At 48.9% G+C, this 22154-nt stretch carries 17 protein-coding genes; 10 read left to right on the plus strand and 7 right to left on the minus strand.

The window, feature by feature from the left end:
• Nucleotides 1–31: 31 nt before the first annotated feature.
• Both M3M35_RS05385 and yjeM read left to right on the plus strand, forming a co-directional pair.
• A complete protein-coding gene (locus tag M3M35_RS05385) occupies nt 32–547 on the plus strand; it encodes a methylated-DNA--[protein]-cysteine S-methyltransferase (RefSeq protein WP_252749642.1) in 516 nt (171 codons plus the stop codon).
• 31 nt (nt 548–578) lie between these two features.
• Entirely contained in the window at nt 579–2045 is a 1467-nt protein-coding gene (gene yjeM, locus M3M35_RS05390) for a glutamate/gamma-aminobutyrate family transporter YjeM (protein WP_252749643.1), read from the plus strand.
• A gap of 93 nt (nt 2046–2138) precedes the next feature.
• Here yjeM and M3M35_RS05395 read toward each other — a convergent pair whose 3' ends face one another.
• Together M3M35_RS05395 and M3M35_RS05400 are read right to left on the minus strand one after the other, a co-directional pair.
• Entirely contained in the window at nt 2139–3086 is a 948-nt protein-coding gene (locus M3M35_RS05395) for an NmrA family NAD(P)-binding protein (protein ID WP_252749644.1), read from the minus strand.
• Nucleotides 3087–3152: 66 nt separating this feature from the next.
• Complete coding sequence (locus M3M35_RS05400) at nt 3153–3674, minus strand: HdeD family acid-resistance protein (protein WP_252749645.1); 522 nt, start codon at nt 3672–3674, stop codon at nt 3153–3155.
• A 132-nt stretch (nt 3675–3806) separates the two neighbouring features.
• On the opposite strand from M3M35_RS05400, the gene M3M35_RS05405 reads away from it, so the two are divergent.
• From M3M35_RS05405 to M3M35_RS05415, 3 genes are all read left to right on the plus strand, one after another.
• The gene (locus M3M35_RS05405) at nt 3807–6404 is read left to right on the plus strand and encodes a YfhO family protein (protein ID WP_252749646.1); all 2598 of its coding nucleotides are present in this window, start codon (nt 3807–3809) and stop codon (nt 6402–6404) included.
• Nucleotides 6398–7057: a histidine phosphatase family protein gene (locus M3M35_RS05410; protein WP_252749647.1), complete on the plus strand. Its 660-nt coding sequence runs from the start codon at nt 6398–6400 to the stop codon at nt 7055–7057. The genes M3M35_RS05405 and M3M35_RS05410 overlap by 7 nt, the downstream gene beginning before the upstream one ends.
• Before the next feature lie 302 nt (nt 7058–7359).
• Nucleotides 7360–9411 carry a GbpC/Spa domain-containing protein gene (locus M3M35_RS05415; protein ID WP_252749648.1) on the plus strand — a complete coding sequence of 684 codons (2052 nt, stop codon included), beginning with the start codon at nt 7360–7362 and terminating at the stop codon, nt 9409–9411.
• A 58-nt stretch (nt 9412–9469) separates the two neighbouring features.
• Here the strand turns inward: M3M35_RS05415 and M3M35_RS05420 are convergent, their stop codons facing one another.
• The 5 genes from M3M35_RS05420 to M3M35_RS05440 all read right to left on the minus strand — a co-directional run bounded on the left by M3M35_RS05420 (nt 9470) and on the right by M3M35_RS05440 (nt 16370).
• Complete coding sequence (locus M3M35_RS05420; protein WP_252749649.1) at nt 9470–10708, minus strand: DUF2075 domain-containing protein; 1239 nt, start codon at nt 10706–10708, stop codon at nt 9470–9472.
• Nucleotides 10701–12119 (minus strand): MFS transporter, encoded by a 1419-nt coding sequence (locus tag M3M35_RS05425; RefSeq protein ID WP_252749650.1) that lies wholly within the window; start codon nt 12117–12119, stop codon nt 10701–10703. The genes M3M35_RS05420 and M3M35_RS05425 overlap by 8 nt, the downstream gene beginning before the upstream one ends.
• A gap of 50 nt (nt 12120–12169) precedes the next feature.
• The gene (gene proC / locus M3M35_RS05430) at nt 12170–12937 is read right to left on the minus strand and encodes a pyrroline-5-carboxylate reductase (RefSeq protein ID WP_252749651.1); all 768 of its coding nucleotides are present in this window, start codon (nt 12935–12937) and stop codon (nt 12170–12172) included.
• Between the two features lie 73 nt (nt 12938–13010).
• Nucleotides 13011–14393, minus strand: a complete 1383-nt coding sequence (locus M3M35_RS05435; RefSeq protein WP_252749652.1) for an AAA family ATPase — start codon at nt 14391–14393, stop codon at nt 13011–13013.
• Nucleotides 14394–14621: 228 nt separating this feature from the next.
• Nucleotides 14622–16370, minus strand: a complete 1749-nt coding sequence (locus M3M35_RS05440; protein WP_252749653.1) for a phospho-sugar mutase — start codon at nt 16368–16370, stop codon at nt 14622–14624.
• A 169-nt stretch (nt 16371–16539) separates the two neighbouring features.
• Between M3M35_RS05440 and M3M35_RS05445 the strand changes: the two genes are divergently transcribed.
• The 5 genes from M3M35_RS05445 to M3M35_RS05465 all read left to right on the plus strand — a co-directional run bounded on the left by M3M35_RS05445 (nt 16540) and on the right by M3M35_RS05465 (nt 22139).
• Nucleotides 16540–16812 carry a GNAT family N-acetyltransferase gene (locus M3M35_RS05445; protein WP_252749654.1) on the plus strand — a complete coding sequence of 91 codons (273 nt, stop codon included), beginning with the start codon at nt 16540–16542 and terminating at the stop codon, nt 16810–16812.
• Nucleotides 16813–16818: 6 nt separating this feature from the next.
• Nucleotides 16819–17814: a UDP-glucose 4-epimerase GalE gene (gene galE / locus M3M35_RS05450; protein ID WP_252749655.1), complete on the plus strand. Its 996-nt coding sequence runs from the start codon at nt 16819–16821 to the stop codon at nt 17812–17814.
• Complete coding sequence (locus M3M35_RS05455; RefSeq protein ID WP_252749656.1) at nt 17814–18728, plus strand: DMT family transporter; 915 nt, start codon at nt 17814–17816, stop codon at nt 18726–18728. The genes galE and M3M35_RS05455 overlap by 1 nt, the downstream gene beginning before the upstream one ends.
• A gap of 101 nt (nt 18729–18829) precedes the next feature.
• The gene (locus tag M3M35_RS05460) at nt 18830–19459 is read left to right on the plus strand and encodes a TetR/AcrR family transcriptional regulator (protein ID WP_252749657.1); all 630 of its coding nucleotides are present in this window, start codon (nt 18830–18832) and stop codon (nt 19457–19459) included.
• On the plus strand, nt 19452–22139 hold the full coding sequence (locus M3M35_RS05465; protein ID WP_252749658.1) for an MMPL family transporter: 2688 nt from the start codon (nt 19452–19454) through the stop codon (nt 22137–22139). Before M3M35_RS05460 ends, M3M35_RS05465 begins: the two co-directional genes overlap by 8 nt.
• Nucleotides 22140–22154 lie beyond the last annotated feature (15 nt).

Here is a 22154-nt window from a genome sequence, read left to right on the forward strand (position 1 = left end):
TATCACTGGAACGAAACGAGGAGTTAGTTTAATGCAACGGTTATACTGGGATGCAATTAACATCAATGGCCAAAAGGTCTTTTATACGGTTACCGATGCGGGACTCAATTTTGTTAGTTCGCCCGATTGTGGGGTTTCGCAGGTGCTTCGGTTTTATGCAGCACCGTTTGAATACGTCCATGATCACCAACAGACGGATGGGTACCGAAAAGCCCTGAAACGGTATTTGAAGGGGAAAAGCGAGCAATTTGGCTTCACCCTCGATTACTTTGTGGATGGGACTCCTCAACAAGAAGAGGTCTGGCAGCTGATTAGTGCAATTCCATACGGAAAAACTCTGAAGCTGGCTGACCTTGCTGCACAATTACGCGTTGACCCAGCCACGGTGCGGGCGGCCATGCAGGCCTGTCCGCTGTGGTTAGTGGTTCCCCTCCATCGGGTGGTGGAACTAGGTGATGATCGTGGCTACCGTACCAACGCCGCCATGCGCACCTATTTGCGTAATCTGGAGCAAAGTCCAAAATCAGAGTTAAGGGAGTTATTATAACCGTCATTAACTTTGAGAGGAATTTAAACAGATGAATAACCGAAAATTAACTTTAATTTCGTTAGTATTGATTATCTTTACTTCGATTTTTAACTTTGTTAACATTCCGCGGGCCTTTTACTTAATGGGCTACGCTTCCATTATTTTTTATCTGATTGCAGCCGTTTGTTTTTTCCTACCGTTTGCGTTTATGGTGGCGGAGTTTGGGTCCGCATATCCTAGCGCCAAGGGGGGAATCTATACGTGGATGGCGGCGTCCGTTAACCCCCGGTATGCCTTTGTGGGGATTGTGATGTGGTATACCTCCTTCATTACGTGGATGCTAAATACCAGTTCCATTATCTGGATTCCGATCTCCACGGCCATCTTTGGGGTGGATAAAACCCAGAGTTGGCATCTGTTTGGACTTAACGACGTCCAGACGTTGGGGATCTTGGCAGTGGCCCTGGTGGCGCTCGTGACTTTTGTGGCTAGCCGGGGATTAAAGCAGTTTAAACTGATTACCTCCATTGGGGGTACCGCCATGTTACTGGCCAGCTTTATTTTGATTGTGGGGGGCAGTATCATCCTGCTCTTAAACGGGCATCCCCTTCAACCGTTGAGCTTGCTGAGCTTCTTTAAATCACCTAATCCAGACTACCAAACGGGAATTGCCGTGCTCGGTTTTTCCGTTTATGCAATCTTTGCCTTTGGGGGGATTGAAATTATTAGTGGGCTGGTTGATCAAACCAAGAATCCCCAAAAGACCTTCCCCCGGGGGATTGCGATTAGTGCTAGTTTAATTACGATTGTTTATGCCCTCGGGATCTTTGTAACGGGGATGTTTACCAACTGGAACCAGGTCTTTAATGCCAATGGGGGTCACCACGTCAACATTGGAAACGAAGCCTTTATTGCCATGAATAACTTTGGTTATCAATTAGGACTAGCGCTGCACTATCCCCATGGGGTTGCCGTTCAAATGGGCCTCTGGGTGGCGCGCTACATCGGCTTATCCATGTTCTTGGCTCTGATGGGGGCCTTTACGACGGTGGTCTTTTCGCCAATTAAGCAACTAGTCGAAGGAACGCCGGCGCACATGTGGCCAGCGTGGTTACGAAAAGTGAAACAGGACTTACCGGTGAACGCCATGAAGGTGCAAGCCCTCATTGTGATGGCCTTCATTTTACTGGTCTCCTTTGGCGGAAAAGACGCCAAAATGTTCTTCCAGATTGTTGTTTCAATGACAAACGTTTCAATGTCACTCCCATACCTGTTTGTGGCCTTTGCGTTTTGGCAGTTTCGCAAGAAACGGATTGCTCATCCCTTCGTGTTCTTTAAGAGCTATCCCGTGGCGCGTTTAGCGTCGATCGTGGTCTTAGTAACCGTTGGGGCGGCAATCTTGTTTACCTTGATTGCACCGGTGATGAGCGGGCAGTGGTCCACTACGATGTGGATGATTCTTGGTCCCGTCCTCTTTATTACGGTGGCGCTGATTTGGTCGCGAAAAACCGACTAACTTATTTAAATTACAGAACGAAAAAAGCTTGTCAGTTGGGATTTCTGACAAGCTTTTTTGTATCCAAATCAGGACAGTTCCCACCAAGTTTAGTTACAACAGGTATCCCGGCTTGGGCGTCAACAAGTCCCGAACTTGCTCCGTCAAGCTCGGCAGCGGTTGGCCAAGCAGCCGCGGGAGATCCTGAGATTGGGACTGGATGTCGGCAATCTCTTGGTGACTCATTCCCATTTGCACCGGTTGGTGGTCAATCTGTGGTCCGAAGGCGCCAGCACGAAGTAGTTGCTGCCAATTGGTTAGGAACTGAGTGGTGGTGGCATTCACCTTTTTGTCCTTTAACCAGCGTTGGTACTCAGCTGGGGTTACCTGCTGCAATGCTAGTTTGGTACCCGTAACGGTCTGCACCGCTGCCACTAAATCAGTATACGTGTGAAAGGCCCCGGTTAGTTCGTAAACGGGTTGCAATTCCTCAGTGGCCTTGCTAAGGAGAACGGCAGCTGCTTGGGCGTAATACCGTTCCGCTGCCCACCCGATGACCTGGTCGCCCGCCGTAGTAACGAGGGGTTGGTGTTGCTGGAGGGCGGTTTTAAGCGCTGGTTGTTCGTTTTCTAAGTAGCAGTTATTTCGCAAAAAGGAGTGAGGCACAGCTGTGGCTGCAATTAGTTGTTCGGTTTTGCGGTGGTCGTCAATCAGGGGATTATGCCACTGATCAGCATGAAAGAAACTGGTGTAACCCAGCCACTGGACGTGATTGTCAACCGCAGCCGTCACCACGTTTTGATGTTGAGTTAAGCGCGAAACGGTTTCATCGGGATGAGCTGAAAGCATGAGGACCCGGTCAACCTCATGCAGGGCGGTTTGGAGGCTTGCGGGATTAGTATAATCCCCCTGCCGGATGTCTAGGGCAGCCGGAAACAGGGCCTGCGCCTTGGTTAAATCATGGGTAATGATGACAATGTCTTGAAAGGGAACCAGGGTAAGTAAGTGATTCACTACCAACTGACCCAAATGACTGGTCGCGGCCGTAACTGCGTATTTCATAATGAGGAACCTCCTATTTTACAACAAAAAAAGAGTGGTCTGAGACCACTCCCGTTAAGTCGTTGCTTAGAATGAACGAACAACCAACAAAATTCCGAAGAACATGAGGTAAAAAGCAATTAAGAAGAGGCTGGTACTTACACCCAGTAAAGGATTGAATAACAGCACAATTCCTAAGATTAAGCCGATTACTCCTAAGATAACCGTAAACCAGAAGTAACCTTTGTGGTTCTTGCTGATGTACCGGCTAGCCCAGAGTTCAAAGAGTGAATCCACAATGAACGAGATGGAGAGAACTACCCATAGGTAGATGCCACCCAAACCAGGCATGAAGATAATCAGAACTCCAAGGATTAGGTCAAGGATGGCACTGATAATCATCCAAGTATTGCTAATCCCCAGTGACTTATCAATGGCAGTTAAATCAGCTAACTTGAAGATTCCTTCCATAATCAAAGCAAAGGCAATGATGTAAGCAACGACCATCAGAGAACCGTTGGGGTATTTCAAAATTACTAACGACAGAATCGCAAATAAAATCCCTACGACTAACGTAAATGGATCAAATTTTCTTTCTGAACTAAACATAGTGTTTCCTCCTTATTGTGTCCTTAATACAATCTTAATTATATCATATTTGGTAGGCGAGCTCGGTTTTATAGTAAAATAAAATTGACGGCAATTTATCCGAATCAATAATCACAGAAAGTGTTGAAGTTAATGAATAAGAAATTGAAGCACCTCCTGGGCTATGTAGCGGCTTTTCTCATTCCCATCGCCATCGTAAGCGTGGCGTTTGCGGGCCGGGGGATTGCTCCCGTGGGGAATCACAACCTCTTGGTAAGTGACTTAGCAACCCAGTACTTTCCCTTTTTTAATTTTTTACGCACGCAGTTACAGCACGGGACGATTAGTACCTATTCCTTTTTATTCTCCCTCGGGGATAATACCATTCCGGTCTATACCTACTACCTGATGAGCCCCTTAAATCTACTGGTTGGATTGGTGAAGAGCGCACAGATTCCTTTACTCATGGAAGCCCTAATCATGATCAAGATTGGCTTGATTAGTCTCAGCATGGTGATTTTTCTTCGCGTGCATGAACACCGGTTTGAGTGGCGCCAACTAGTAGCGGGAACGGCTTACGGACTTTGTGGATTCGTGGCCATGTACTTTTACGATTTTATGTGGCTCGAAGCGCTGATGGTCCTACCGTTCTTGACCCTCGCCATTGACCGACTATTCACGAAGGGGAAATGGGGCTGGTATACCTTTACCTTGCTGGTTGGCATTCTTTTGAACTATTACATGGGCTACATGCTGTGTGTCTACTCCGTTATTTACTTTATTTACCTCCTGCTCTTACATCAACCGCAGTCCATGAAGTTTTGGGCCTACGTCAAGACGCAGGGAACCTGTCTGGCGAAATACATCGTTAGTTCGCTCCTTGGCGGGGCCTTGTCAGCATTCCTCTTGGTTCCGACCCTCGTGGGGATGCTGTCCACCGGTAAGGGGAGTTTAAGCTTCGTTAGTTTCCTCCCCATCGTGCGCTTTCTTCCATCGGACTTTTTGAGCCTCGGCGTGGGAGCGACCAACTTTGTGGGGCGCTTAAACCACGAGCCCTCGTTATTCGTAGGTAGTTTTTTTGCGTTGGGGATGCTGGTCTTTTGGTTAAGCCCCCGGATTACTCGGCACGAAAAACGGGCGTCCGTCTGGTTAGTCGGAGCCATTTTTATTGGGATGTTAATTGCCACCTTTGATACCATTTGGCACATGTTCCAGATGCCAGCTGGGTTCCCCTTCCGGGAAGTTTATATGTTGAGCTTTGTGATGATTTGGTTGGGGTACCAAGCCTGGCAACGGGGGGCCTTTCAATCCCGCACAGTGGTGGTTCAAGCAGCCGTGGTTTTAGCTGGGCTCTTGACGCTGGGCTACGGAGCGGCCTTTTTAGAAATCCGAATTGCCCGTGCCGTGCACTGGTCCACCCCGTTTTACGTTACTAGTTACTGGAACTGGATTATCGCCCTCGTCTTCCTGGGAGTTACGGTCGGGGTGATTTTGCTTAGTCAAAAGCACCCCCGGTGGTGGCCATTAATCTTAGTGGTCGTAGCCGTGGAAATGGGCACCAACTTCTGGTTAGCTCTCGGTGGGACCAATGAATATGGGAACCAACCTCGGTTTGCCCGCCACTTTCAGCAATCTACCCGGCTAGTGGAGACCGCCCGACGGAACGATCGCTTTACCCGGCTCGACGTTAATAATCAGCTCTATACGCATAGTTTTAACATTAATTACAACCAGTATAATGACTCACTCTTATTTAACTTTTATGGGGTCAACAGTTACACGTCATCCTTAAACGTGCACACCCACGATGCGCTCACGAACCTCGGCTTGTACAGTCGTAACGAACGGCGGGTTAGTGTGCGGGGGCTAACGCCGGTCACGGCACAACTGTTAAGCGTGGGGCGGCAGGTTGATATTGACCAGCAGGGACACCGCACCATTACAGAAAATGCACAAAATACGGGACTGGGCTATGCCGTCGCAGCTGGCAGTGCCCACGTCCGCTTGGTTAATCAGGACGTGTACGGAAACTTAAACCGCCTCTTTCAAGCAGAAAGTAACACGAAACAAACTGTTTTCCACCCTAATCGGGTCCAAACATTACAAAAGCACCAGCAGGGGGGTCAATTTAAGTATCGGGTTCGGGTAACACCAACCCTTTCGGGACCCCAGTACCTTGATTTGCAACGGGTTAGTCCCAACCAGAAACTCCAGTTAGCGGTTAATGGGAAACGCGTGGCGAGTCGCTATCCACAAAACGGTGCAGAACTCATTTCGTTAGGGAAGCAGTCGAAGCCATTTGTGGTGACCTTGATGAGTAATCGGAAGTTAACCGCCCAGGATTGGCGGACGACCTTTGCTAGTTACCAACCAGAACCAGTGCAACGATTTGAACAGGCAACCAAACCATACCGGCTTCAGGTTGATAATCCGCGGCAGTTGGCACTACACGGGGACCGGTTTACCGCTCAAGTTCGCACGACCAAGGACCGACCGGTAGTCCTGATTAGCATTCCATACGACCAGGGTTGGACGATTACAGCCGATGGGAAACCTGTTAAAATGAAGAAGGCGCTAAACGGACTGTCACAAGTTACATTAACGCCCGGACACCATCGCTTAGCGTTTCATTACCAAACTCCGGGGTTTAAGGTCGGGTTAATTATTTCCGGATTAGGGCTTCTAGGAGTGTTATTGGCTAGTTGGATGTGGAAAACGCCACGGACGGTTAGGAGAAATAAAAAATGGTAGTAACAGCATATTTAGTTAGACACGGACAAACCTATTTAAACCTGTACAACAAGGTGCAAGGCTGGATTGACTCTCCCCTTACGTCTAAGGGGATTAAGGATGCCCAAGATGCGGGCGCGCGGTTAGCCAAGGTGGCCTTTGACGCCGCCTTTACCAGTGATTCGGGGCGTGCGGTTGCAACGGGACGGGAGATTTTACAGCAAAACCCCCGGGGGATGGACATCATCACCTACCAGTATCCGGAACTGCGTGAACAATTCCACGGCTACTTTGAGGGAGAAAACCTCGACCAGATGTGGCAGTTTGTCGGCGAGCAGGTTGATATCACGAACGAAGCAGGGGTTTTAGATCACTATGGGCTGGAACGGGCCCGGGATTTGATTGCAAAGGCCGACTTGTATAACAATGCCGAAAACAACCAGCAATTCTGGGACCGGTTAGACCGTGGTTTTAACCGGATTCGCGAAAATACGACGGTAGGGCAAAACATCCTGATTGTGTCACACGGGATGACGATTCGGTCGATTGTAGACCGGTATGCTCCGGAACTTGATGATGGACAAGCGGCTAAAAATGGGAGTATTACCAAGCTTTTAATCCATCCAGAGACGATTGAAGTTGAGTATTATAATAAATTGGATCGCGATGTGTAAGTAATTCACCGTGATTAATTATTAATGAGACAAAGAAAAGTTCCCAGGTTTGCCTGGGAACTTTTTAGTTTGGATCATTATTGGACTTTAAATGTGACACAAGACCAAGTTTTGTAACATTTAGTGGAGCATTTCCAATTAAATGGCTAATTTGATAATTTTTAAATTTCAATGAATTTATTAGCACGGTAGGGTAACGATTTTAGGCCATGGCGCTTGATTTCTGATTTAGGATTTTACCTTAGTTTGGTATGATTCAAATGTTTTAGAAGTTGATTTTTCGAATTAGGGAGCGAACGTACATGCAGAAAAAAGGACACAACCAAATTAATCAAACCAGCAAAACGTGGCTTTTTACTGCCCTAACCACGGTGACCCTTGCGGGAGCCGTCCCGTTAGTGAGTAATCGAATTTATGCCGCCACTGATGCGACCACGGTGGGCACTAAACAAGCTCAGCTAGACGCTTCAACGCAAGCCAACGCCCAACCAGCGCAACCAAAGGAAGTAGAGCAGTTGACACAGCCAGCGGCTTCGACTTCAGAAGTGCACCAAGCTGTTCAGCCCGCGTCGACTGCGCCCCAACCAACGAACGCATCCGCAACTGATCAACCGAAAGCGGTTATTCCGGAAACGACACCGGTTCAGACTCACGCTCCAGCCCAGTCGACTGAGGAACCACCGGCGAGATCGCTTTCGACTGGTACTGCTGAAAAGACGTCAGCACCGGATTCACAACCCGTTTCCACGACCGATTCCGTGCAGCCACTGCAAAATTATCTAGTACAAACGCGGAGTGCAGCTCCTTCTGAGCAGGATTATCAAGCACAAGCAGAGCAGTATCAACGTGATTTACAAGCTTACCAAGCCAAGGAACGTGCTTATCAGGAAGCAGAACGGCGCTACCAAGCGCAGCAGGTGGAGTACCAACGTGATTTACAGAACTACGATACCAAAGTTGATTATGCTAAGCAGCACGGTGAAGTAGATCCGACGACGTTGGTAAATAACTTTGTCATGGGCCACTCTCCAGCAGCACAGGGCAAAATTATTTACCAGGGCAATGAAGTTTCCATCAAAGTGGTGAACGAAGAAATCCCTAATTCCAACACGAACCATCAACCCACTCCCCACTTCCAGATGGTGTGGACAAGCGGGCAACTGCATGATGTTAACGGTTATCATGATCTGATTGCGACGATTAAGTTTTCGAACTTAAACGGCTCCTATTTAAATGCAGAAACGGGGGTTCGAATTCCGGTGGTGGGCGCCATGGAAACCTTCTACGCTCCTTCAGAGGGGTTGCAAACGTTAGACGTTTACTTTGATCCCACACAGGGCTTTGTTTTTGGAAACGGAGGCTTGCAGTCTGGGGTTAAAAATAAATCAATCAGAATGCAAATGACGTATTTTGATGCTAACGGGCAACCGATTAACTTTGTTCCCGGAACCGCATATGCAGAGATTGAATCGCTAAATAACTTTGCGAGCGATGGTTCCGAACCAGAAACCGCGACCGTTAATTCCGGGGGCACTGCGATTACGATCGCCGGGTCCTCGGTGAAAGCTAAGCAACAAACGCTGACGCCCACCTTTAATTCAGGGTTACCATGGCCCTCAGTTCTAAAGGGGGCGTTAACGTGGAACTATCTGCCAAGTACCGTGATGGATCAGTTGCAACAGGCTTTAGATCAGTATGATCGGACTGGGGATGCGAGTGGTTGTGAAACATGGATTAAACAATACTATGACCAATATAATTGGGATAAAACCACGTCTCCATATAACTACTTTGGCGCGGGGTTAATCCAATTTAGTGGGAGTGTGTTTGACGTTACGTATGCGGCCACGAATAATCCGGAATATGGTTGTTGGGAAATCTCAACGACGAATACGAAGCAATCCCATTTGACCAAACCTCAGGCGCCGATTGCTCCGGTTCCCCCCGTTGCTCCAGTTCCACCGGTAAAACCAACTCCGTCCGTGGTCCCACCTCAACCGGGTTCTCCGCGGGTTCCAGCTACGCCAGTGCAACCCCACCAACCAAAAACTCCCGGGCTTCCAGTGCAACCGGTGCAACCAAACGTGCCCGTGGTCCCAATGCAACCGGTCACTCCGTTCCAACCGCAGCCGCTGACCGCGACGCCGAAAGGGATGCCCCATTCACCAGGTCAGCAAACTTCCCAACCGACGACCGTTGTTTCGAGTGGGGCCCCTAAGCCAACGCCCAGCCCCGCGGTGTTACCAGCCACTGGAACAAAAGCAACGAGTTGGCTCCAACGGCTTGGAATGTTGGTGCTAAGTGGCGTTTTACTGCTGATTGTGACGGTTACTAGAAACCGGCGCACGAAATAAGCTAAAGTTAAAGCAGCTAAAAAAGCTGTCCGATGATTACTCGGACAGCTTTTTTAGTTTATGGATTTGATGATTGGAGGAGGCGCTGATAGTCACGCAGCAGGGCGGACCGTAAGGCCGGATCATGGGCGTAGAGATAGACGCCCCGAATGCCTCGTTTTAAAAGGACGTTGACGGTGTTTAGGATGATCTGCTGTTTCATGTGGTTAAAAACTGCAGGATCAGTTACATCCGCCCGCCGTTTCAGCATCTCACGGTTGGTTTGTTTACTTAAATCGACTTTTATGCGCTGGTCAGTCGGATCAAGATAAAGTAGCGGACTGAGGATTAACCCGACGTAGTTTAAATCAAAGCCCTGACAGGTGTAAATCGAACCCACTTCATTAATGGTCTCCGGGATTTCCGACCAGGGAGTTTTGGTGTAGTTGTACTGATCCCACGGCATGTGAAAGCCACCCGTTTCGTTGATATAGTGTTGCCCGCCGTCCAGCGTCGAGGGATAACCGGTAGTGGCAACTACGCGCGAGAGCCCTACCTGACGATTCCGGGCTACGATGGCCTTCCGCAGGGATTCGGCATCCCCATAAACCCGAAAGTCATAGTCTGTGCGGGCATCCGCAGGCAGGGGGAGTAATTCTCCTTGACTAACGGCATCCATCCAGTTAATTAGGGCTGGCGTAGCGTGCATCCGAAACTGGTGGGTTAAGTGATAAGTTTCGTGGGGATAGGGAGCAACAATTTGATTTAAGCGAGCTTCGTCCCAGTAGTTCTTGGTTTGAACCACTTGATGAAAGTCAAAGACACAAATGACGACCCGACTGAGTTTCAGAATTTCTGCTAGCTGATTGGTGCCGTAAAAATTATTGTAGTGGTCCGGTTGGGAGAGCAGGAGGTGGGCTTCGTCAATAACGACCACGTCTGCTCGGCGGTGCTGTTTGTGTAACTGGTTGATAAAAGAAGTTGGCCGGAGAAAATCCTTCTTAAGGACGTGGGGTTCAGAACCAGCCAGTTCCTGATAAACCTTTAACACCTCTGGATGATTCACCAAAAAGTAGTTCTGGGTTCCGGCTAGGTCATTTTGTGGCTCGTGCGCCGCTTGTTGGAGGTTATAGAATAACTGGCTGAGAATCACACTTTTCCCCGTTCCACAGTCGCCGTTAATGGTGAAAATCGCTGGTTTTTCCCCGCTTAGATGGTGCGTGGTGAAGGTGAGAATGCGGTCCACCAAGTCCTGTTGCTCCGGGGTCAAATGGTGCTGGTTAGGAGCTAGTTTAGCCGTGGCAGTGTTGTTAGGCATGGTGAGCCGACTTTCGCTGGAGGTGCCAGTTAGTAAAGGCCAAAATGGTAATTAGAACGGCAATCACGAATAACAGCGTGTAGTCCAAATGGCCACCCTGGATGGTTGCCGTGATTTGAGCAGCAGCTCCATGAGCTTGATTCTGGTACAGCGCTAACCCAGAAGCCAAGAGACTGGTTCCCACTGACCCAGCGTACTGTTGCAGCATGTTGAACAACGAGTTAACGTCAGCTGATTGGGTCACCGGAGCCAGCGCTTGCGCGTTGGAAAGGAGGTTTGCAAACGCCATATTCATCCCGATTCGGAGCAGGGTAAAGAGGAGCATAAAGTACACGGGGGTTGCCCAGGAGCTCGAGATACTGAATAAAAAGGTTGCCGTTGTGAAGAGAATCATACCCGTGAGAATGGGTTTAAAGGCGCCGTAGCGGTCGTAAGCGAAGCCGGCCACTGGGGAAATAGCGCCTCCGATAATCGATCCGGGAAGCAAAATCAACCCAGCAACGAGTGGGGTGACGTGAAAAACGACCTCAGCGTAGATGGGAATCACAAAGGAAATCCCAATGTTGACGAACATCAACATCATGTAAACGATGGCGTTCATGGAGATGCTCGGAATTTTAAGGGGATGGAGGGAAAGTAACTGGGTGTTTCCGTGATTGTTGGTCCATACAAAGAGTGCGAGACTCACAATTCCAATCAGGCAGGGGAGCAACCATGGCAGCAATTGGCCGTGGGCACTTCCCAGTTGGTTAGTGGCCCACACAAAGGCAAAGAGGGTGATTGCTAATAACCCGAGGGCAAGAAAATCGAAGCGTTTGGTTACGCCCTGGGGCTGTAAAGTGAGGGTCCGGGTCCCGAGCAACAGGGTGAGGATGACAAACGGCAAAATGACGATAAAGATATAGCGCCAGGAAAGAAGCGAGGACAGGGCGCCTCCGTACGTTGGTCCGAGTGCTGGAGCGAGGGAAATCACCATCGAGGCAATTCCAACGTAGGTCCCGATGCGCCGTTTGGGGATCAGAGCGAAGATGACCTGATACATCATTGGCATTGCCAACCCCGTTGAACCGGCTTGAATTAAACGGCCGAGCAGTAAAATGGGAAAATCGGGGGCGAACAGTGACAACACATCACCGAGAATAAACAGGGTGCTGGCAGCGATGAAAATCCGTTTCACTGGATACCGTTTCAGTAAAAAGGCGGTGGTTGACATCGTCATGGTAACCACGAGGAGGTACCCCGTGGTAATCCACTGGATGAGATTCAGGGAAACGTGCATTTCGCGTGCCAGTTCTGGAAACGTGACGTTCATAGAGGTTTCGATTAAAACCCCGGCAAACGAAAGAAACGCCGTCGCTAGAATGGCTAAGTTGGTCTTTAGTGAAATGGTTGAATTATTGGTATTTGACATGGCAAAACCTCCCTTTCAAAGAAAAAAGACGCTGAGCGTCTTTGGTAGTGTTAATTAGTTCCGTTGGCTTGATTAACGGCATAGTTGATAGCAGCCCGAAAGCCCTTTTCATCGAGGCCCACGACCCCTTTAATGGTTGAACCACCAGGGGAAGTGACCTGATCTTTCAGCGCGTCGGGAGCGGTGCCCGTTTGCAGGGCTAACTTACCGCTTCCATAGACCATGCTAGCCGCCACTTTAGTCGCGGTCTGGCGATCAAGGCCATTTTGCACAGCCGCGTCAGCGAGAGCACTCATGAAGATGTCCACAAACGCTGGTCCACAACCAGCAACAGTTCCAACGATGCCAACATTATCAGCCGGAACTGCTATAACCGTTCCAAGGTTCTTCAAGATTTGGTTGGCAGTTTGTTGGTCTTCTGGAGTAGCAGCACTGGCCTTTGTCATGGCAATGCAACCAGCATTAACAGCAACCGGAATATTTGGTACGATACAAACAACCGAATTTTTAGGAAATATTGTTTTAATCTGTTCAGGTGTAATCCCTTGAGCAGCAGAAATGAGCAACGTCTGTTCGTCAATTTGAGTGTCCTTTAAGCTTGTTAACGTAGCCGATGCTGGGGTGGTTACGAATAAGACGTCTAAACCACTGAAATCATTATTGGTCAGAATTTGGAACCCAAGCTCTTGCTGTAAGCTTTTTAAAGTGTCGTTGACATGGTGTCCCTTGACGAATATATCGTTGGATTGGTATCGATTGGTTAACCCACGAATGATGGCGGTTCCCATGTGACCTGCTCCTAAAATTCCAATTTTCATATTAAAGCTCCTTTGTTATTTAATTTGATAACTATCGTTATTGTATCATTGTTTTTAATAAATATAGATGATTCTAGTTAGTGGGGGTGGTCATGAGCGCCGTATCAACGTCGTCATTGGTGATCGTTTGTAACGTTTTTTTGGTCGGATGGGCTTGAAAGGCGACCCGGCGGGCTTGCGCTTGGAGCATGGCCTGGTAAACATTTCGGCCCCACCGGGCGTTTCCACTCGGATGGTGTTGGTTAATAAACGCGGTGACCACCTCAGTGAAATAACTCGGGTCCTTCAGGTTTACCACTTGTTCTTGCTTAATCATGTTCAGAATGATCTGAGTTAATTCGCCCGTGGTGTAGTCTTCAAAGTGGACCCGGTTGGGAATTCGCGATCGTAGCCCAGGGTTATCATTCAAAAAGGTTTCCATTTGCTTCGTATAGCCCGCTAGAATCACGATTAAATCGGAACGATGGTTCTCCATTCCGATGATTAGTTGGTCGATCGCTTCGTGACCAAAATCAGTGGGACTGTCCGGATTGGAGAGTTGGTAAGCTTCGTCAATAAACAACACGCCTCCAAGGGCCGCTTGAATTACCTTTTTGGTTCGGTCGGCGGTGGTCCCAGTGTAATGACCAACAAGATCGGAACGATCGGTTAGGACGAGCTTATTGGCCGGGATAATGTGGTTTTGGTAGAGGATGGTAGCGAATAACTTGGCCACGGTGGTTTTTCCCGTTCCGGGATTTCCGGTGAAAATCATGTGGTTACTTAAGCCAGCGGGAACTTTTAAGCCCTGCTCCTTGCGGAGTTGATTCATCTTAGCGATGGCCACCATGTCGGTGATTTGGTGTTTAGCTTCTTCCAGACCGGTTAGGTTAGTGAGCTCGGTGAGGGCATCCTGATCGGTATCGAGGGTTTCGACGTTTAGACTTAGGTCGTCGTTTGGACTGGTTTCTTCACTTGAATCAGAGTGCTGATCACCCTTGGATTGCTTGCTGCTTTCTTCGGCATCCAGCCTCGCCAAGTCACTGAGGTCTAAGTCCGCGTACGGATCCTGTTCAAAGAGCTGGGTAGCGTGACCATAATTAGCTTGAAACTTGCTAATGTCAATGGTGGCAATTGAAGAGACCTCATCGGTTTCCACACTGACGACATCAACTAAGGGAAGTTGCTTTTGTAAGGCCGCCACTGTCACCGGTTTTTTGATGGCGAAGTAAATCGACATGGTTCGTTTCTTAAAGTTTAATTGGAAACTAAATTTGCTCCCGAGAAGTTGGTGCAACAGGTTATACAGCAAAATCAGATTGTCGGTCCAATCGGTGGTTCCGCCCGCGTCATTGGGTTCGCGTTGGTAGGCTTTAATGTTATTAATCTTAAACACTTTGGTTTCTAGATTGCGATCTAGTTTGTAATTTTCGCGGTAGAATAGCTGACCATATTCCTTTAACTCTTCAAAAGTCATGGCTACACTCCCTTTCCGTTGGCAGATTTGGTTCTAACTTGTTTATTTTATAAGTAACAATAGTAATTGTAAACAAGGAACCCCCAAAAAAACCGGATTATTTCGGGATTGCCAGGCGGAGAAGGTGCACGCACCGGGGTTGTTCGGATTTGGGGTGCCCGTCCGCCACTGCAAGCCAAACTAAAAACCACCTCCCAGCGCCGGCTGGTAAGGTGGTTTTAACGGTGGTTATTCTGTCGCTTCGTGGAGTAATTCTTGGTGGATCGCGGTCACATAGCTGGCTAAGCGGCTGGAAGCAGCAGCTTGGGAATCAGCTTTGACCCCGACGTAAAACTTAATCTTTGGTTCAGTTCCGGACGGGCGAATGGCTAACCACGTGCCGTCTGCAAACCAATACTTCAAAACGTTGGATTGGGGTAGATCAATTGGCGTTTGCTTCCCATCTTTATCAGTGCGAAGGGAGGTTTGAAAGTCTTCTCTAGCCACCACGTCGATGCCGTTAAAGGTGGTCAGCGGGTGCTCTCTGAAGTCGGTCATTAAGTTTTTCATGGTTGCTTGACCATCTAAGCCGGCAAACTCCTTGGAGATGGTCTCTTCTTCAAAGTAACCGTACTCCTGATACAGGGATTGTAACCCGTCGTACAGCGTCATTCCCTGTTGTTTGTAGAAGGCCGCTACTTCTGCCAGTAACATCGTTGATTGGATGGCATCCTTATCTCTGACAAACGGTTTAATTAGGTAGCCAAAGCTTTCTTCGAATCCAAACAGGAAGGTGTGATCGTGGTTAGTTTCAGCGGCTTGAATCTGTTCGGCAATGAATTTAAACCCGGTCAAAACGTTTTTCATCGTAACGCCGTAGTGGTTGGCAATGTCAGTAGCCAATTCGGTGGAAACGATCGATTTAACCACCATTCCATCCGCTGGCAGGTCATGAGCTGCTTGTCGGGCTTGCAGGATGTAGTTTAAGAGGACACTGGCAATTTGATTCCCGGTCATGAGTTGGTAGGTACCGTCCGGTTGGCGCACCGCTGCTCCTAGTCGGTCGGCGTCTGGATCGGTAGCGATGAGGACGTCAGCGTTTTCCCGCTGGCCCAGTTCGATTGCTAGGTCAAACGTTTGGGAAAATTCGGGATTGGGGAACGGCGTGGTGGGAAATTCGGGATCCGCAATGGTTTGAGCGACCACCACGTCGTAATTTTGAAACCCGGCATCCGAAAGCGCGCGGCGGGCAATGATTTTCCCGGTTCCATGGAGGGGAGTATAAACGAATTTGAGGTCTTTGCCTTCCGTTTGAATTAATTTATGGTTCACGTTGACGGTTTTGATTTGGTCTAGGTAAGCAACGTCAACGTCTTCACCCACAATGCTGAGTAAGCCTTTTTGCCGTAGTTCTGGTTCTTCGGCCACGGGAATTGTAAACAAATCGGTCACCTGGCGCACGTACGACGTCATTAAATCTGATTCGCGGGGAGGCATCTGGCCGCCGTCAGCTCCGTAAATTTTGTAACCATTGTATTGTTTAGGATTGTGGCTGGCCGTAATCATAATTCCGGCGTACGTATGTAAATGGCGAACTGCAAAGGATAATTCTGGAGTGGGCCGGATTTCGTCAAAGACAAAGGTTTTAATCCCGTGGGCCCCTAGGACGCGAGCTGCTTCGTGAGCAAATAACTGGGAGTTGTAGCGGGGATCAAAACTAATGACCACGCCGCGTTCCCGCTCGGTGGCAGGGAGGGTTTCCATTAATTTAGCTAAGCCTTCGGTGGCTTGGCGCACCGTATAGATGTTCATCCGGTTGGTTCCCGCTCCTAGGACCCCGCGCATTCCGGCCGTTCCAAACGACAAGGAGGTACCAAAGGCATCGGCAATGGCGGCTTCGTTACCAGCGAGCTGGGTTAGTTCGGTACGTAATTCAGCTGGCAGGTCACTGGCATGCAACCACTCGGAATAACGTTGGTTAATTTCAGTTTTGTTCATTGAGTAATCTCCTAAATAAAGCCTTTTGATGAGCATTAATTCAACCCAAATTATAGTTATTCAGCCGTTAATAGTCAATGAGAGCCGTCGTTTCAAGGACGGAGCGCTAGCCCGGGGACTAAACTAGATATGCTATAATATGGTAAACGAATCGAAGGGGGAGGAAACAATGCCGTTTTTATTTGAACCTGGTCGTTTCTATCAAAACGACGCGACCGGTCAGTTAGTGGCTGAGGTGACGTTCACCGTCACTGACGATGTGTTAGCGGTTAACCATACCTTTGTCGCTCCCAGTTTGCGGGGGCAGGGGATTGCTAGTCAATTGATGGTGGCAGTGGCTGAGTACGCCCGCGAGCACCACGATTGGATTAAACCGGTTTGTTCCTATTCACAACGGTTTTTTCAACGATCCGACCAATATCACGATTTAATAAAGGAGTAAGATACGATGGCAGTTTTAGTTGCTGGAGGAGCTGGCTACATTGGCTCACACATGGTTGATCGCCTGATCAATGAGGGTTATGACGTGGTGGTCGCTGACAACTTGTCAACGGGGCACCGGGCTGCAATTCACCCGCAAGCCCGTTTTTATGAAGGAGACACCCGAGACGCCCACTTTTTAGACAATTTATTTGCGCAAGAAGACATCGAGGCTGTGATTCACATGGATGCATTCTCGTTAGTTCCAGAATCAATGCAAAAACCGTTGAAGTATTTTGATAACAATGTAATCGGGATGATTGTGCTTTTAGAAGCCATGCAACGCGCGGGGGTCAAGTACGTGGTCTTTTCATCGACGGCGGCAACCTACGGCAATCCCGAACGGATTCCGATTCACGAAGCTGATCGCAAGGATCCGATTAATCCATACGGAGAAAGCAAGTTAATGATGGAACACATCATGAAGTGGGTGGAACAAGCCGACGGAATTCACTCCGTAGCGCTGCGCTACTTTAACGCCGCGGGCGCCAAGGCGGATGGTTCAATTGGAGAAGATCACCAACCAGAAACCCATTTAATTCCGATTGTTTTGAAGGTAGCTGCGGGGCAACAGGAAAAGTTGAAGATTTTTGGTGATGATTACGACACCCCGGATGGCACGAACGTCCGGGATTACATTCACATCTTAGATTTAGCGGATGCCCACATTTTAGCCATGGAATACCTGAAACAAGGAAATCCGAGCGAGGTCTTTAACCTTGGTTCCTCGACCGGTTTTTCGAACCGCGAGATTTTAGAGGCGGCCCGGCGGGTAACTGGCCAAACAATCCCAGCAGAAATTGCTCCCCGGCGGGGTGGTGATCCAGATACGCTCATCGCGGATAGTCACAAAGCTCGTGAGGTGCTGGGCTGGAAGCCGCAATATGATGATGTGGAAGAGATTATTAAAACCGCCTGGACGTGGAAACAAACCCATCCACACGGTTACGAAGACCGGTCCTAATGAAAGCACGAATGCAGCAATCCCAAACCTACCTGGGGGTAATCCTCGCAATTGCAGGAGCCTTAATGTGGGGGATCCAGGGTCCCGTTTCTCAGTTCTTGTATCAGGATCATAGCTTTTCCACGGAGTGGCTCATGGGCGTGAAAATGCTCGTTTCGGGCGTTTTGATTCTGCTCTTTGTCCGGTTCGGGCAGCGGCAACCAATTCTAAAGATTTGGAACCGCCACAATTGGCTAACCTTAGTTTTGTATGCGCTCTTAGGATTAACCGGGGTGCAGTATTTTTTCCTGTTAACCGTGCGAGCCAGTAATCCGGCGACCGCGACAATCATGCAAAGCTTGGGGACCGTGATGATTGTGATCTTAACGGCCCTGATTTACCACCAGTTGCCGAGTCGACCTGAGGCCAGTGCGGTGCTCGTGGCTTTAATTGGAACGTGGTTATTGGTTACCAAGGGAGATCTAACCCAGCTGGCGATTAGTCCCACGGCCTTTGGGCTTGGTCTGACCGTTGCTCTGGCGGGAGCATTACAAACGATGCTACCGGTCCGCTTGATTCAGCACAACAACACCCTGGTCGTAGTCGGCTGGGCGATGCTCATCGGGGGCGTGATTTTTAGCCTGATTCACCCCGTCTGGGTCAATCCACCCCACCTCAACGTCGGGGTGGTGCTGGGCGTCGGCTTCATCGTGATTTTCGGCACGATGCTGGCGTTTATTTGCTTTATTTCCAGTTTGCACTACATTTCACCGACCACGGCGGGACTGTTAGATACATTTGAGCCCCTATCAGCCACGCTGGGAACGGTCGTGTGCTTTAATACCAGTTTTAATGGGGCCGAAGTGATCGGAGGCTTGTTAATTCTAAGTACGGTTTTCATTTTGGCAGTCCCAACCAAGAAGCATTCTTCATAAGCAGGAGGCTTCTTTTTTTTGCGATTAATTGAACACCGTGTTGACTTAATAAGCAAAATGAGTACAATAGAATTTGATTGAAAAAGTAGGGAGGGGCGTCGATGGCAAAGCAAACGCGAAAAACCAGCACGGTGGCTGATATTCAAACGGCTCTGATTCAGCTAATTAACGAAAAGGGACTACCGAATTTGAACGTCACTGATTTGACCCGGGCCGCGGGGATCGGTCGGGGGACGTTTTATACCCATTACACCGATAAAGCGGACCTGGTTGAGCAGGTGGAAACGGATTTATTGAAACGGTTGCAGGCGGATTTAGCCCACATCATGCCGGATGCGATGAAGTGGTTGATTAGTTCGACTGCCGAACCGGCGCCCTTCATTACGGAAACGTTAAATAATTTTTATGAGAACCAGCGCCTCATTGCCGCCTTACTTAGTGAGCAGGGAGATCCGTACTTTTTGAATCGGATTAAGCAGGTGGTGTTTGCCGATTTAGATACCGCCATGGTGCAGCTGGGGGATCAATTTCAGAGTCGGAGTGATTTACCGGCTGACTATGTCAGAGAATTTATCATTGATGAAATTATGGGCGTGATCTTGTACTGGATTAAGAAACCCCAGCCAGAACAACCCGCGGAAGTGGCGCAGATCATTACCCAACTCCAACGCACGGCCCCTGCACAATTATTAAGGAAAACAAAGGAAAAAGGAGGAACCAAAGATGAATAAATTTATCAAGAAATACAGTGGGGTAGCCGTTCTCTGGCTAGTCGCCGTGGTCGCTGCCGTCCTCTTTTTGCCTAACATTGGGAACCTTGAGGCCCAAAAGGGACAGACTAAGATTCCAGCCACCATGCAAAGCCAGGTAGCTGATAACATGCAAAAACACTGGGGGCATCACATTAGTAATACCCGCCAGGTGGTGTTGGTCTATAACAATGGTGAAAAGCCACTGACCAAGGCCCAGCAACAACGAATTGACCACCAGGTGCAAAAGTTAGAAAATCACGCCCAGCACTATGGGATTAAGGGCGTGACCTCAATTACTAACACGCCTGCCGCTAAGCAGCAGTTGCTGTCAAAGGATCGAACGACAGAAATCGTGCAACTGAACGTCTCAAAACGAGACTCCGTGGAAACGATGAACCAGAAATTACAAACCGGTTCCAAGGTTAGCGGGGTGCATTCCTACGTTACCGGTGCGGACGTTTTAAACGACGACATGCGGTTATCAATGGTGTCTGGCATTAAGAAGACCGAAATCATCGCCACCATCTTTATTTTAATCGTGTTGATTCTAGTCTTCCGCTCACCAATTGTGCCGCTGATTTCGTTACTAACGGTGGGAGTTTCGTTCATTGTTTCTTTGAGCGTAGTGATGAACCTCGTGCGCTTCTTTAACTTCCCGCTCTCGAACTTTACCCAGGTATTCATGGTGGTGGTACTGTTTGGGATTGGAACGGATTACAACATCCTGCTGTACGATCAGTTTAAGGAAAACCTTGCCAACGGCATGGAGCGGATTCAAGCGACCGTGGATGCCCGAAAACAAGCTGGACGGACGATTCTTGACAGCGGGGTGTCGGTCTTAATCGGGTTTGCCGCGCTCGGATTAGCTAACTTTTCCATTTACAAATCCGGTTTTGCCGTGGCCGTTGGAGTGGTGGTACTGCTCCTTGTGCTACTAACGTTGAATCCCTTCTTTATGGCCATTTTGGGGCCGAAGATGTACTGGCCTAACAAAAACTTGGCAGAACAAAGCCAAAACAGCCGACTCTGGGGCTGGCTTTCCAGTAAAGCCGTTCAGTTTGCAGTTCCGGCAATCGTAATCGTGTTAGCAATTCTGCTGCCCCTGATTTCCTTTGGCCATGGTAATTTGAGTTATGACAGTGCGGTCGAACTCAGTAATCAGGTTCCGTCAAAACAAGGGTTGAATGTGGTGGAAAAACACTTCTCCAAGGGAACGGCGGAACCATCAACCGTGTACATTCAATCCAAGCATTCGTTGAATAATCAAGCCGATTTAATGAAGATTGATGAGGTTACGAACCAGTTGCGAAGCCGCAAGGACGTTGCGACGGTGGCCTCGGTTACCCAACCAGGTGGCCAACCAATTAAACAACTATACCTAAAGGATCAGTTACAAACGCTGACTGGAAAGATGAACCAGGCCGACCAAGGGGTCCAACAATTGCAAAACGGTGGGAACGCTCAGAGATTTAATGGAGACCAACTACGAGCAATTGGCGAATCGGCACAGGCAATTGGGCAAAAGCTACAGACCATTCAGGCGAGCGCAGGTAACCAACCGACGGGAGAGCAAGCCGTAGCGGCCATGCAACAACGCGCGACTGCGTTAGGTTCTCCTTTGAACCAAGCTCAGCTCCAGGTAATTGCGGGCGCCTTGCAACAGGCGCAGGCCGGGCAAAGTAACGTTGCAGGCCAATTAAATGGCATTGCAAGTGATACGCAACAAATTGGGAACAATGCCCAAGCCCTCGGCCAACAGCTACAAGCCCTACAGGTCCAAGCTCAACAAGCCCAGCAGGGACTCGGCCAGCTCTCAGGTGGCTTAGGCCAAGCTAACGGCTACTTAACATCAGTTCAGGGTTCTGCCGCCGGACAAACCTTCTTTATCCCAGAACAGGTCCGGCAGAGTAGTGAATTTAAGCAAGCCACGCAGAACTACCTCTCTGAAAACGAAAAGACCACCAAGATTATGGTGGTCTTGAAACAAAACCCGTCGAGTGCCAAGGCCATGAAGACGGTTAATGACATTCAGGACCAAGTTCAACAAAATCTAAAGGGCAGTAACTTAGCCCACGCCAAGGTTGCTGTGAACGGGCAGAGTGCTTTGATTTCTGATACCCAAACGATTGCCTCAGGCGACTTCTTCCGGACGTCCGTAATCATGCTGGGTGGAATCTTAATCGCACTAATCTTTGTAACACGCTCCATCTTACAGCCACTGTACATCGAAGGAACGTTACTGTTAGCATACTTTGGGGCGCTAACGTTGACCCACTGGATTAGTAGCCTCATTCTGGGGCAAACCATGTTAACCTGGAACACGCCGTTCTTTGCGTTCATCATGATCATTGCGCTCGGAGTGGATTACAGTATCTTCTTGATGCGCAAGTATCAAACCATTGCACCAACAGAGAGTCCAGCGCACCGCATTGTGGCCGCTTCGAAGTTTATTGGAGTGGTTGTGCTCTCTGCCGCCCTGATTTTAGGGGGAACTTTTGCCGCTCTGATTCCATCGGGAGTCTTAACGCTGATTCAAGTGGCGATTGCGGTTATCATCGGGCTTGTCATCCTAGTAATTATTTTGCCAGTTGTAATGGCAGCAGCCGTTAAATTGACCTACCCGGAGCAACCACAAGCTAAACCCCAGGAAACAGAATAAGGTCTAAACAAGTCA

The organism is Fructilactobacillus myrtifloralis (assembly GCF_024029335.1).
Taxonomy (GTDB): Bacteria; Bacillota; Bacilli; order Lactobacillales; family Lactobacillaceae; genus Fructilactobacillus; species Fructilactobacillus myrtifloralis.